The following is a 13,286-nucleotide window of genomic DNA, read 5'->3' as shown; positions in this document are numbered from 1 at the left end:
CACCGGTATAGTATAAGAGTAATCTATACCAATCCTGGTACTTCCACTACTTCGTTGACATCCTGCTCGTAATCTACTCCGGCTACTTCAAAACCGAAGAGCTTGAAGAAGTCTGTTTTGTAGCCGTTCAGGTCTCCAATTTGCGGAAGGGTTTCCGTGGTGGCTTGCTCCCAAAGGGTAGCTACTTCGGCCTGCACGTCTTCACGCATTTCCCAGTCATCAATCCTGATTCTGCCTTTTTCATCAACGGCCACTTCACCGCCGGTGTACAGTCTTTCTTGGAACAGACGCTGAATCTGCTCAATGGTGCCTTCATGAATCCCTTTGGCTTTCATCACTTTGTACAGCAGGGAAATGTACAAAGGAATAACCGGAATAGCTGAGCTTGCCTGCGTTACCAGAGCTTTGTTTACAGATACATAGGCTTTGCCGTTCAGGTCTTTCAAGGAATCAGTAATGGTGAACGCTGTAGCTTCCAGGTGGTCTTTGGCTCGACCAATGGTTCCTTTGCGGTACACCGCCTCAGTGAGTGCTGGTCCTATGTATGAATACGCCACGGTAGTAGCACCCGGCGCCAAAAGGTCAGCGGCTTTCAAAGCCTCCATCCACATGGCCCAGTCTTCGCCGCCCATTACGGCCACGGTGTTCTCAATGTCTTCCTCAGACGCAGGCGTAATGCTTACCTCAGACACATTGCCGGTATGGAAATCAACGGTTTTGTTAGAGAACGTCTGCCCAATCGGCTTCAGGACCGAATTATGTACCACCCCGGTTTTAGGGTGCACTCTTCGCGGAGAAGCCAATGAATAAATTACCAGGTCTATTTGGCCTAGATCAGCCTTGATGAGGTCCAGCGTTTTTTGTTTGATTTCGTCAGAGAAGGCGTCACCGTTGATACTCTTGGCGTACAAACCGGCTTCATGCGCTTGTTTCTCAAATGCTGCGGTGTTGTACCAACCCGGTGAACCGGGCTTGCCTTCTGCCGATGGCTTCTCAAAGTAGACACCAATGGTAGCCGCGTTAGACGCAAAAGCACTGGTAATTCTGGAAGCTAAGCCAAAACCGGTGGAGGCACCAATGACCAACACGTTTTTTGGTCCTTCTACGGTTCCCTTAGACTTTACATAGTTAATCTGGTTCACTACATTCTGTTCGCATCCTTTAGGATGGGAGGTTAGGCAGATAAAGCCGCGTACTCTGGGCGTAATAATCATATAATGCTGATTTAACAGATGAATCTGTAGAGTTGGTTTGTCAGTTGCAGACGTAAATTTGCTATTTTTATTTACAAAACCCATCAGAAAGACTTCTTCGCTACGGACTTCCTGATTTCTCTGATAGATTCTCGCCTTTTTGAGGGACTGTGTCCTTAGTTCTCCATTTGCTTGTCTACCCTTCGGCCCAACCTTTGCTGCAGTTTGTTTAGCAGAAAGATGGCAATGATCAGCCAGAAAATCCCCGCAGCCCACCCGGCCAGCACGTCAGAAGCATAGTGCACATTCAGGTACACCCGGCTAAAGCCGATGAGGAAGATCCAAATGCTCAGCAGAAGGCACAAGGTCAATTTTAGCCATTTGTTATGCAAGTTGGTCCAAACCAGGTACACGAGCAAACCCCAGAACGCGCCCCCAATCATGGCATGCCCGCTGGGGAAGCTATTGCCTCCTTGTTCCAAGAAAGCAGTCTCCGGCCGGGGACGGTCAAAGAGAAATTTCATGCTTTGGTTAAAGAGCGTGGTGGTGGCTGAAATGGCAATGATCTTGAGGGAGTAAAAGCGCCATTTTTTGAAAACCAAAAACAGAAAAGCTAACCCCAGCGACCCATAAATGAGAAAATCCTTAGACCCGAAAAACGTAATGAAGTACATGACCTCTGTGGTCTGCGGGTCTGTGAGGTCTGCAGCAAAGGCAAAGGCGGCCTGGTCCAGTTCTTTTTCCTGTTCAATGAAGACCACCGTCGCCATCCAAAAAAATAGAAAGGCAGACCCTACAAACACTAGCCATAACACCATCATCTGGAGCGAGACCACCGCCAGGAAAGCACCTGCATTCTTACTTTTCTGTTCTATTTCTTGCTGCATAGGCAACCAGCTTTTTTAGGGTTTGTACGAAATCTACCCCCTTGAAAGATACACTCACTTTAGCCCATTATTACGCTTCTTTGTTAAAATCCGGTGGCTCAGTCTGCTGCGTATATCTGGGATGCTGCACCTTTATGGCTTCCTTTATTTAGACTTCGCGGGCCGTACCGACTACCTGTTGACGCACGGCAGATACCTGGCCAATCGCCAGGAAGACGGGTATGAAGTGCAGTTATTCTGGACCAGAAATTTCTTTGTAGAAGTGTATTTCTCCCGGACCAGTAACCGGAATGAAAAGATAAGTGCCATTACAGGCAAACCAGATTTGGAGGGGTATGTAGCGCAACTTAACCTGCTGCCATTGCTGACCCAGTAAGTTTTTGCTCTGTTTTAGGAAAGTGGGGTAAAAACAAAAAAGCCAGCCTCAAAAGAAGCTGGCTTTATGTGCGCTGGGGGAGACTCGAACTCCCACACCCGAGGGCGCTGCCACCTGAAGACAGTGCGTCTACCAATTTCGCCACCAGCGCATCAAATGTCCCTTCATTGCTTTAGGGAGCACAAAACTACTACTTTTTCTTTAATTCCAATATCTGATCAAACATTTTGCCTAAAATTTTCAGGGTTATCTAAAGGCAGCTAATCTACCCTCGGCATCCTCCCTATTACATATCCTATTACATATTATTAGGCAAGCACATGAAAGTACGCCCTTGGCTTAAGGAGAAAGCAACGCCTAAAAATCAGCATCAAACCAAGCTTGCCTCTCCTGCTTTTAGGATAATTTCCTGAAAATTAGCTAAAAGCTCTGCACATGACTGTGTTCCAGAACTTGTTTCTCAACCACAGCTTCTACAAAGTACATATCAATCTCGCCTTTGTTTTTAGCTTCTACTTTTCCGCGGTGAGAGCAAATAAATTCATCTTTGACGAGCTCATAGGTAGCACCTGAGATATTTATCTTTCCTTCTACCCCGCTAGACTCCATACGGGCCGCTGTGTTTACGGTATCTCCCCAAATATCATAGGCAAACTTCTTGGTACCCACAATTCCGGCTACGACCGGACCGGTATGGATGCCCACCCTTATCTCAAACTTATGCTTTTTGGGTTTGTCTGGTGGGTTTAGTCGCTCCACAAACGCTACAATTTCCATGGCGGCCTTTATCACATCTGCCGGGGTGTTAGCCTCTGGGTTGGGGATTCCGCCGGCACACATGTAGGCATCGCCCATGGTCTTTATTTTCTCTATGTTGTACTTAGAAATAATGCCGTCAAACGCACAAAAGTAAAAGTCAATGACCGTTACCAACTCTTCTGGGGTAAGATCCTGGCTTATTCTGGTAAAGTCTTTAAAATCAGTGAAGAGCACTGTGGCATTTTCATAACTCCTGGCTTGGGTTCTGCCTCTGGCCTTTAGTTCTTCGGCTGTTTCAGCAGGAAGGATGTTCAACAGCAACTCATCTGATTTTTGCTTTTCGGCCTCTAACTGCATGGTGCGCTGATGCACCAGTTCTTCAAGGTAATTCTTTGAGGCAACCAGGTTCCGGTGCTTGATTTGGACAAACCCCCAGATGAATCCTACCCAAAGAATAAAGTAGAGGCAATAGGCCCACCAGGTCCGGTAGAAGGGAGGCAGAGAGGTGAATGCAAAACTGGACACCACGCTTTCGGTGCCATACATGTTCCTTGCTTTCACTTTGAACACATAGCTTCCCTCGTCAAGGCCGGTATATTCCTTCCTCCGTTCAGGCGTCCAGTGCGACCAATTGTTGTCCTCGCCCTCCAGCATATAGCTGTACTGAAGTTTAGCCGGAGCATCATAGGAAGTGGCCGCAAACTCAAACCTAATAGACCTGATGGCGTGGGGAAGCGTAAGCCTGAATTCCAGGGATTGGATTACGGAGGCAATTCCCTTGTTTTCGAAAGCTCCAAAGAATACGGTGGAGTCCCCTAACAGCTTTACCTTTCTAAGCACAGTATGGGGCTTGGTGAGGTAGTTTTTGGCGATAGAAGAATTATAATTGAAGATTCCATCGGTGGTACCCATCCATACTACCCCTTGCGGGTCTGGATGTATTGTCCAGACATCCTGATTGGGCATCATGCTCAGGGGAATGGTATCCCATACATAGGCGTTTCCCTTCACTTTACGCAAAGGACCGGTTCTAAACTCAGACGTAAGCCAGATTTCCCCGTTCGAGGTGGGGGTCAGGTTGATGGCCTCTCTAGAGCCGTTTGCAAACATGCTCCCAAAAGTCTTGTCAGGCTCCAGTTGCAGGCGCTTCCCTCTTTTCTGAAAGCTGTAAATGCCTTTGTTGGTACCAAAGTAGATGTTGCCGTTTATACTATGCACCTCAAACCTGGTCAGTTTCTTGACTGTTTCAGGTGAAGGCTTCAGGTTCTGCACCGGGGGTTGCAACCCATATTCACTTGCTGCATCTATGACCGAGATGTTGTTTTCACAGGTTGCCCATACCTTATTCTTTTGATCCTCTGTCAGCCAGGTAACATCATGGTTCACCCCTTTCACCTTCCCCTCCCACTTCCACCTGCCATCCTGATTCAGAACAATATACAAGCCCTCAGAGGACCCTACATAGAACTTATTTAAGTCTTTTTGTGACTGGTGAATAGTCTTGTAAATACCTCCCCCATTTACTGGAGAAATCTTCTTCAAAACTTTGTTTGAAAGCTGGTAGAGACCCGTAGAACTCAAGACCAGAAGCATGTCTCCCAGATCCAAAATTTTCCAGACCTCGTTCTGCAATTGAGGAAATTTCTGGAAAGAGGGTTCAATACTGGTGACATCTGCTACATATAACCCGGAAGTAGTACCGGCATACAGGTTCTGCCGTTTCTTTAGAACCGAAAGGACTAACCCCTCCAACCTGGAAGATCCATTCAGGAAAGCAACAGGCGATGGATAGTCTATTCTGCTTATCCCTATGTTGAGGCCTGCCCACAACCCTCCTTCCCTATCTTTGAAGAGGTGCAAAACCGTATTGTCATTTAAGCCAGCCTGCTTGTCTATTACCTTTTTCACCCTGCCCTGATGATTTATGATGATGACCCCTTTGGTAGTAGTGGCCAGGGCGATGGTTCCATCTGCCAACATGATTCCGTGCATGAACTGCGCCTCCCCAAACTCAGGTGCAGGACTAAGCTCCAGCTTCTGCAGGACATGGTCTTGATAAGTATAAAGTCCTTTATCAAAAGTAACCAGAAGGAGATTATGCTTTGACCCTGTGGTTGGTAGAAGTGGAAGAAGGGCCGTTACTGTTAACCCGCCTACTTTTTTAGTGTCTGGAAGTGCTTTGAGTTGATCCTTTTCCAGTACACAAAGGCCTTTTTCTTTATCAATGGCATACAACTGATTACGGCAGGAAAAAACACGGGCAAAACCGGTGCTACTGTGCCACGCTTTAAAGCCTCCGTTAGACCACCTGAAAATTGTATTCTTTGTACTGAAATAGACATCCCTGCCAATGGAGGCCACCTTTGTCACGCTTAGGTCTTTGTATTTTCCTTTGAGATGAGGCAGCAAGGAAACCAACTGCATTTTGCCAGTTGAATCAGGTGCTAAATAGCCTATGTCCTGGTTGCCGCCTACAAATACTCTGCCTTCGCTGTTCTTTGCTAATTGAAAGTTGCCCTGGTAGTTGGTGCCCTGCACTGCTTGCCACGTAGCGCCGTCATACTCCAGAATACCGCTTGTATTACTCACATAAATAATACCCCGGTTGTCCTGTATTAACCCCCAGTTCTGGGGACTGGAGATATAGGCATCACTCCTGTAAGCGGCAGGTTCAAAAGTCTGGATAAAGGGATTACCTACTTGCGCCAGCAACCTAAGATTACCCATCAAAATGAATATAGGAATAATTAAATATTTAATCATCGCAGTATTCTTTGAGGTAATGAATACTGAATATACATTTTTTGTGCGATTTATATATTGTATTGCATTTAAATTATTTAAACTGTATTTTTAATCAAAGCAACAGAGTCATGATATAGATAAATGTTCCACCTTAGAAAAACAGGATTATGCCACGAGGACAAGTAGTACCCGTTAAACCCATCTCTTTCAAAGATGACAGAGAAGAGGATAAGGACCCCATCTTACCCGAGGATGAGTCAAATAAAGATCCTATGCAGGAGGAAGAAGATCCATCAGGGAACAACGATCCTGAACATTAGGATGCCTTGGTAAGATTGCTACCAAACACCTTCAAATCTATATCTGGTTTTGACTGGTTTAGTATGTCTAAACAGGCCTTGAGATTCCTGAGCCTGACCATCTTTTGGATAATCATAACAGCCTGATCTTCATTCTTTCTTCAACCTTAAACCTATATCATTATGCCACAAGGAGTTGTAATTGCCGTAAGGCCACAAAGCAGTGAAAGTGATTCTGATCCATTAATGGCTACTTACTCTGCCAGGAATGGGGATGGACCAGCTAAAAAAGACAAGAGGAGAGTGTATGTTAAAGTCTACGACTCTTCTGATATAGTCTGGTTTGATGCCCTTAAAGGGCAATTTAAGAAAGACAATGAGGTTTCTTTTGACTATGATGTAGACAAACGCATTTCCCTTGACGGAGCCAAAAATGTAAAGAAGCTCCGGGCCCAAAAGGACTACATCCCTCAGGACTTGCTTTCTAAAGTTGCTTTGTTAGCCGCTCTCCTTTTACTGGGTACAGTTGCCATAGAAAGCAGAACCAAGAGGTAACAATTCCCTACCTCCCGCCCTAGCTTCTCAAAATTCTACCTTAATTTATTGATTTCAAGAACATTACACACCTTCATTTATAAAAGGAAGCGTAGTACCTGTAAACCAAATAAGTTGTAGGTTGTAGGTTGCAGCTAGCACCCAAAGTTTTATGGCCAACCGGCTGCGTCTTCTTTTGAATCGATTTCAGGAAAACACCTTGGAAAAGATACAGATCAGGTAAAATCACATGAGCTAACCAATACCAATATGCAGTAATGAGCTTTTAACCGGAAGTAGTAGTAACACCTTCACGCCCCGCTTTTCCTGAGAATATCTCTCAGATCACATCAGAGATACCTTACGCACGAAAAAACAAAGAAGGAAATGGAATCACCTAGTTACCTACTTACATGAATAGCAGAATAAATTTGCTGTTGAATATCAAAACTGCTGAATCCAGGGTGGTGAAGCAGTTGTTCCTGGTGCAGTTTTGTTTGGGTATTGCCACGTCTACCCTCTTTACTGGTACGCTGGCCATGTTCCTTGACGCCTTTGAGCTCAAAGATTTTCCAAAAGTATACATCGTCTCAGCAGTACTGATGCTGATCACGAACCTCTTTTATGGGAAACTTGAAACCAGGTTAAGCCCTAAAAAGCTGTTACAAACGGTCATTCTCTTCTCTGCTATCTCCATTTTCCTCTCCTGGGCCGGACTGACTTTGGTTCCAGCTAAATGGCTGCCTTTTTTCCTGGCGGCCTGGAACATGGTTGTGTACATGTTAATAGGCTACGCTTTCTGGGGCTTGGCCGCCATTATCTTCAATGTACGGGAAAGTAAACGTTTATTTTTTGTGGTGGGAGCCGGAGACATACCGGCTAAGATGTTTGGGTATACGGCAGCGTCTGTTCTAGCCCCAGTGTTGGGGGTGGAGAGTTTGTTATGGGTAACCATAGGCAGCTTTCTGTTGGCTTTCTTCTTCCTGAGGAATTTTGAGCACCAAGCCATCTCTGATCTGGGTCATGCCGTGCACCATGAACATGTGCCAGAAAAAACTTTCATAGCCAAGCACTTCCATAACCATCTTATTTTCTCTATTGCGGTTTTCTCAGTGATAGTCTTCACGGTCTATTCCCTGGTAGATTACACGTTCCTGTCTGAGGTAAAATCAAGGTACTACACGAGCCCTGAGATTGCGGCCTTCTTAGGAATGTTCTTCGCGGTTGGAAGGGTCCTGGCCATAATGGTAAAACTGATGCTTAGCAGCAGGGTGATCAGCCGGCTGGGGTTAACAAATTCCCTGTTATTGGCACCTGTAATATTGTTGACCATCTCCATCATCATGCTGCTGCCCTTTGAAAACCAAACTAATATCTTCATCATGTTTGGGGTAATGGTACTGCTGTCTGAGGTGCTGAAATCAGCGGTGCAGGAGCCCGCATTCCTTGTGCTTTTCCAGCCCCTTGACCCACACTCAAGGCTAAAAGGGCACCTCATTTCAAAAGGTTACACCATGCCTATTGCCTTAATGATTAGTGGCGTATTCTTAACGGGGTACAATTACCTGTACGGCAATATTTCAATCACTTTAGTTACCCAGATATTGGTAGGTCTGCTAATAGCCTGGATTGGTTCTATCTTCCTGATAAAGAAAGAGTACCTCCGCTCTCTGGTCAACGCCTTGAAGAAAGGGTATTTCACCGGGTCTGAGCTGTTTCTGAATGATGTGTCGGTGAAGATTCTTTTGATGGACAAACTAAACAGCAAAAATCCGCAAGAAGTAATATTAGCTCTGGAGTTGCTGGAACGAGCGGGGGACCAAAACCTGGAGAAGCGCCTACTTCCCTTGCTGCAAAGCCCCTCTGGGTTAGTACAGAAATATGTCATTTCCAGAATAGTGGCTTTAAAACTCACCAATGCCTTTTCTACCATAGAGCAGGCAATGCAGGAAAACTCAAATGCTTCCACCAAACCGGCTCTGACCACGGCTTACTACTTTCTTACTCCTCAGCCCCCTGAGCTTCTACTTACAGAAGATCTGGAGATCAAAAAAGCTGCCTTAATTGGCTTGTCCCTCCGGGGCGAAGAGGAAGCGCACCAACGGGTAAGACACCACCTGGAAGCACTTTCTACAAGTGAGAAAGAAGAAGAGCGATTGGCAGTGCTGGACATCTTCGCCAAGGCACTTCATACTGATTTCAAGCCTTTCATTGAAACCCTGCTGCAGGACACTTCTGAAAAAGTATACAAGAAGGCTCTAGAAACGGCTGGCAAAACTAAAGACGCTTCCCTCCTGCCCCAAATACTGCACGTGGGCCAGTCTAGAAAAACTCCCTATGCCCTGCAGAATGCCGTGGTACTTTTCGGGGACGAAGCCTTTGCGCCTCTAAACCTAACTGAAAAGCCCGAAAGCAAAGACCTTGAGTTGGTATTGATACGAGCCGCCGGAAAAGTGAAAGGAGATTTTTCCACCCAGTTCCTTACCCAACTCCTAAAAACAGAACACCAGTACCAGGATGAGGTGATAGAAGCCCTCTGGAATAAAAACGCCAAACTCTTCAAAGAAACAAAAACAGCTGTATTGAGTTGGCTCAAAACCAAAATGGTGCATAGCCGCCGGAAAGCCCTTTATTGCCATACCCTAGCCAAAAAACCAGAGGCTCCGTTACTGGCAGAGTCCCTGGCCTCTGAGTTGAGGCAAGACATCAAAAGTATCATGAAAAGCCTGGCCCTAGTGTATGACCGGCAAAGCATTAACCGGGTGATGGACCTCTTGTCTATAGGGTCACCTGAAAAAATAGCGAACGCCATTGAAATGCTGGAGCAGGTGATCCCAAAAAGATGTTTTCTGGTGGTGGAAGCGCTCATTGATTTCCATTTAGAAAAGGAGAAAAGATGGCAATCTCCTAAAGACAAGAAAAAACTGAGTACTTCCCAGATCATCCATGAAATAGTGACGGACAACCCTGCTGGCTGCTCCCCTTGGGTGAAGTCTGTGGCCTGCTATTGCATAATATCCTTACCTGAGCCTGAACTGGCCGAGGCCATCACGCCCGAACCAACCACCTCAGATACCCTTTACACAGAAACTCGTGAATTTGTGATCTCTCACTTATCACAACTTACAACCTTGAAACATGCTGCTAATAGAGAAAGTGTTGACCTTAAATTCATCTAGAATTTTTCACGACACCCCAGAAACAAATTTGGTGGAGTTGGCGGGTGCCTTGGAGGAACTCTACCTCACTACCGGCACCCAGGTGTTTGCGAAGGGAGACATGGGCACCAGCATGTATTTTATTTACAAAGGCAAAATCCGGATACATGACGAGGAACACACCTTTGCCATTCTGGAGGAAAATGAAATCTTAGGTGAGTTGTCTATCTTGGACGCCGAGCCCAGGTCTGCCAGCGCCACTACCGTAGAAGAAACTATCCTGCTTAAACTAGAGCAGGAGCCTTTTTATGAAATCATGATCTCCAATGCCGAGGTCTTGAAAGGAATCCTGAAAACGTTGTGCCGGCGCCTTCGGCAGATGGACATTAAACTAGTAGAGCACCGGACTGCTAAGACGGCTGAGTAAGCTTGGCCTTGATCAGCTTCAGGTGCTTCTGCTTTTTCTTTTCACGGTTGTTTTTAGAAAAACAGGTAAAAAACCGATGGTTCTCCAGAAATCTCACCTGCAATTGGTTCCAACGCACTTCGTCCTGCAACACGCCATAGCTGAGAAACTCCTGAAAAAGGGTTTCCCCAATTTGGAAAAAGTCATTGCGGCCAAGATAATCTAAGTCAGCATCGCAGAGAATTTCCTGCAACTTGGTTTGTGGAACCTGAGGAACTTTTGTAGCTAAAATGAGACCACAAATGGTTTCAATCTGGGCCGGGCTAAACCCGAACCCTGGTAGATCTGCGCGGGCCAGATCACAGCTTTTCTCCTCATGCTGGTCATACGCTTGAAGAAACCCAGAATCATGATAAAGGGCGCTCACCTGCAACAGCAAAAGTTCTTCCGGGTCTTTTATGCCTTCATATTCGGCTATTGCCTGAGCCTGGTGAAACACATCTAACGTATGCCTCGCACAATGGTAACTCAACTCTACCGGAAGCTCTTCCTGTAGCTTGGTTACAATGTGCTGGTAAACTAACTGTAGCTTTGTTTGAGGCATTATAGCGTTTTCGGGCATAGAAGGCACCAGTTTATATAAAAGGCACGTACTTGAAAGGAGCTGTATAAATATAATGATTTTTAAGTAGTATTAGTATAATTACGGCCGAAAGAAAGTGCCGTAGTTTTAAGCTCCTTTTTGTAAAATAGCCTGTTATACTATGGGCTGTTCCTCTCCTTTCACCACCTGGTTCAGGTTGCGTTTAGAGAATTTCTCCATGCGGTTGAGCAGAAAAATGGCCAGAATCACCCATCCTAATCCGGCTGCAAGGCCAGCCAGAACATCTGTGGCGTAATGCACGTGCAGGTACACCCGGCTAAAGCCGATAAACAAGATCAAAAGCACCAGCAAGGTCACCAGCAAAAAGCGCCAATGTGACTCCTCCACATTTTTCCAGACCAGGTAAATGAGCAACCCATAAAAAGAGGCACTAATCATGGCGTGCCCGCTGGGGAAACTGAGCCCATAAGAATCTACCAGGTGCGGCACCAGCGGGCGCGGACGGTTGAACAGGTATTTAAGCAGCAGGTTGAGCGAGATACTGCCCACCGCAATCACCGGCACTTTCAAAGAATACCATTTGTGCTTCTTCACAAACAGGAAGTACCCAATCATCATGAGCCCAGCCCCTGAGATGAAGTTCCGCGAAGCCAGAAATGTCACTCCTTTAATAAATTCAGTAAGGGAAGGGTTTGCGCGCTCATCGGCCCAGGCAAAGGCCCGGCTGTCAAATTTCAACTCCCGGCCAGGTAATACTTCCTTAGCCAGCCAGAAAAACAAGATAAGGCACACCAAAAACACAGCCCATATCACTACCAGCTCCACTGTAAACAATGCCGTGGTCGCCAGAAATTTCCGAAACGTTTTTTTCATAGTGTCAATCTATATCCTTTCAGTTTTGAAGCGGTTTTCTTAGAAGAACCCTAAAACAGAAAGCCCTCTATGGTACGTAACCTGTGCAGCCGGTGTTGAGCATGGCCTTTAAGGCAACTCCAACCAGCTAAAAGCAGTAAGAAACTCATACCCTGAAAATAAGCCTTATGAAGCCCGAGGAACTGACCAAACTCATCCTGAAATTCAAAGATAAGAACCTAACCCTGGCTTTTGCTGAAAGTTGCACTTCTGGTAGCCTGGCGGCAGCCGTGAGCGAGGCCACCGGCACCACAGATGTCTTCCTGGGCAGCATGGTTACGTATAGTGCTACTGCCAAAAACAAAGTCTTGGGCGTAAAAAATGAAACCCTGAAGCTCTACACCGCCGAAAGCCAACAGACCACCAATGAAATGGTACTGGGCCTTCACAAACTCCTGAAAGCCGATGTCTGCGTGGCAGTCACTGGTTTATTCGGACAGGGAGGCTCTGAAACAGCGGAGAAACCCATTGGTACCACTTTTGTATCCATTCTGTTTAAAGAAAAGGTAGAAGAGTACCGGGAGGTTTTCAAAGGCGATGCGAAGAAAATGCGGGAGCAGACCGAAGACTTCATTTTCAACAAATTGGAGGCGACAATAGAACGGCACTTCCAACACGTATAACAGCTGTTTCAATAGATGCCTGCTTCTCTTTTCGGGTGGCGTTTTTAGCTTTGCTTTCTGAAAACACCCCGAAAAGAGGAAGCCAATTTCTTCCCATGCCCTCTTCCTCAGTTCCTGACTTCAACCTCATTTCTCCGGTATATGATGCTTTGGCAAAGTTAGTGTATGGGAAGTCACAGCAACGGGCCCAGGCGCATTTTCTGTCTTGCATCCCAGCAGGAGCGCGGGTACTTATTCTGGGCGGGGGCAGCGGATGGATCCTGAATCAAGTGCTGCAGCATTCTACACCCGCTCACGTTCTGTTTCTGGAGGCTTCTTCCAAAATGCTGGAAAAAGCGAAGGGAAACGTTCTTCCAACCGCATCTAAAACAACCGTGGAGTTCAGACTGGGAACGGAAGCTAGCCTTTCCTCCTCAGAGATGTTTCACGTGGTGCTCACTCCATTTGTCCTTGACCTTTTCACTCCCCAGCAGGCGTATGCTATGATGCAGCGACTGGATCAGGCCTTATTCCCAACCGGGCTCTGGCTACACACTGACTTCTATTTGTCTCCTTCTCCACTAAGAAAAATTTGGCAAAAGCCCTTACTGTGGGGCATGTACTGGTTCTTTGGGTTGGTGAGCGGCATCTTAGGCAAGACCCTTCCTCCTTTTGAAAGCCTTTTCCAAAAATTAGGCTATAAACCCCAGCAAGAAGCTTTTTTTTACGGGAAGTTTATACGGGCACAAGTCCTGCAAAAAGCTGCTTTACTGGCTAAAACAAGTAAGTAAAGCCTCTTTAGTGGTTTCAA

12 protein-coding genes and 1 tRNA gene are annotated in these 13,286 nt (G+C 46.2%); 7 read left to right on the top strand and 6 right to left on the bottom strand.

The window, feature by feature from the left end; translation table 11 throughout:
• Positions 1-23: 23 nt before the first annotated feature.
• Together fabV and DC20_RS12605 are read right to left on the bottom strand one after the other, a co-directional pair.
• Positions 24-1,214, bottom strand: coding sequence for an enoyl-ACP reductase FabV (gene fabV / locus DC20_RS12610; RefSeq protein ID WP_062544153.1), 1,191 nt, complete (start codon positions 1,212-1,214; stop codon positions 24-26).
• A gap of 155 nt (positions 1,215-1,369) precedes the next feature.
• Complete coding sequence (locus tag DC20_RS12605) at positions 1,370-2,080, bottom strand: phosphatase PAP2 family protein (protein ID WP_062544152.1); 711 nt, start codon at positions 2,078-2,080, stop codon at positions 1,370-1,372.
• Between the two features lie 121 nt (positions 2,081-2,201).
• Here DC20_RS12605 and DC20_RS12600 point away from each other — a divergent pair, with 121 nt between their 5' ends.
• The gene (locus DC20_RS12600; RefSeq protein ID WP_062544151.1) at positions 2,202-2,456 is read left to right on the top strand and encodes a hypothetical protein; all 255 of its coding nucleotides are present in this window, start codon (positions 2,202-2,204) and stop codon (positions 2,454-2,456) included.
• A 69-nt stretch (positions 2,457-2,525) separates the two neighbouring features.
• Here the strand turns inward: DC20_RS12600 and DC20_RS12595 are convergent.
• Both DC20_RS12595 and DC20_RS12590 read right to left on the bottom strand, forming a co-directional pair.
• A tRNA-Leu gene (locus DC20_RS12595) sits at positions 2,526-2,607 on the bottom strand.
• 269 nt (positions 2,608-2,876) lie between these two features.
• Positions 2,877-5,978 carry an adenylate/guanylate cyclase domain-containing protein gene (locus tag DC20_RS12590; RefSeq protein ID WP_062544150.1) on the bottom strand — a complete coding sequence of 1,034 codons (3,102 nt, stop codon included), beginning with the start codon at positions 5,976-5,978 and terminating at the stop codon, positions 2,877-2,879.
• 149 nt (positions 5,979-6,127) lie between these two features.
• Between DC20_RS12590 and DC20_RS22865 the strand changes: the two genes are divergently transcribed.
• The 4 genes from DC20_RS22865 to DC20_RS12575 all read left to right on the top strand — a co-directional run bounded on the left by DC20_RS22865 (position 6,128) and on the right by DC20_RS12575 (position 10,378).
• Complete coding sequence (locus tag DC20_RS22865; protein ID WP_157593154.1) at positions 6,128-6,280, top strand: hypothetical protein; 153 nt, start codon at positions 6,128-6,130, stop codon at positions 6,278-6,280.
• A 162-nt stretch (positions 6,281-6,442) separates the two neighbouring features.
• A complete protein-coding gene (locus DC20_RS12585; RefSeq protein WP_157593153.1) occupies positions 6,443-6,814 on the top strand; it encodes a hypothetical protein in 372 nt (123 codons plus the stop codon).
• A gap of 392 nt (positions 6,815-7,206) precedes the next feature.
• On the top strand, positions 7,207-9,972 hold the full coding sequence (locus tag DC20_RS12580) for an NTP/NDP exchange transporter (protein ID WP_062544148.1): 2,766 nt from the start codon (positions 7,207-7,209) through the stop codon (positions 9,970-9,972).
• Positions 9,932-10,378, top strand: coding sequence for a Crp/Fnr family transcriptional regulator (locus DC20_RS12575; RefSeq protein ID WP_062544147.1), 447 nt, complete (start codon positions 9,932-9,934; stop codon positions 10,376-10,378). Before DC20_RS12580 ends, DC20_RS12575 begins: the two co-directional genes overlap by 41 nt.
• On the opposite strand, the gene DC20_RS12570 is transcribed toward DC20_RS12575, so the two are convergent.
• Positions 10,362-10,961 (bottom strand): HD domain-containing protein, encoded by a 600-nt coding sequence (locus DC20_RS12570; protein ID WP_062544146.1) that lies wholly within the window; start codon positions 10,959-10,961, stop codon positions 10,362-10,364. The genes DC20_RS12575 and DC20_RS12570 overlap by 17 nt on opposite strands.
• A gap of 153 nt (positions 10,962-11,114) precedes the next feature.
• Positions 11,115-11,834, bottom strand: a complete 720-nt coding sequence (locus tag DC20_RS12565) for a phosphatase PAP2 family protein (protein WP_062544145.1) — start codon at positions 11,832-11,834, stop codon at positions 11,115-11,117.
• 167 nt (positions 11,835-12,001) lie between these two features.
• Here DC20_RS12565 and DC20_RS12560 point away from each other — a divergent pair, with 167 nt between their 5' ends.
• On the top strand, positions 12,002-12,496 hold the full coding sequence (locus DC20_RS12560; protein ID WP_062544144.1) for a CinA family protein: 495 nt from the start codon (positions 12,002-12,004) through the stop codon (positions 12,494-12,496).
• A 95-nt stretch (positions 12,497-12,591) separates the two neighbouring features.
• The gene (locus tag DC20_RS12555) at positions 12,592-13,266 is read left to right on the top strand and encodes a class I SAM-dependent methyltransferase (protein WP_062544143.1); all 675 of its coding nucleotides are present in this window, start codon (positions 12,592-12,594) and stop codon (positions 13,264-13,266) included.
• Positions 13,267-13,286 lie beyond the last annotated feature (20 nt).

It is taken from the genome of Rufibacter tibetensis, assembly GCF_001310085.1.
Lineage (GTDB): Bacteria > Bacteroidota > Bacteroidia > Cytophagales > Hymenobacteraceae > Nibribacter > Nibribacter tibetensis.
This window is presented reverse-complemented; position numbering and strand designations above follow the sequence as displayed.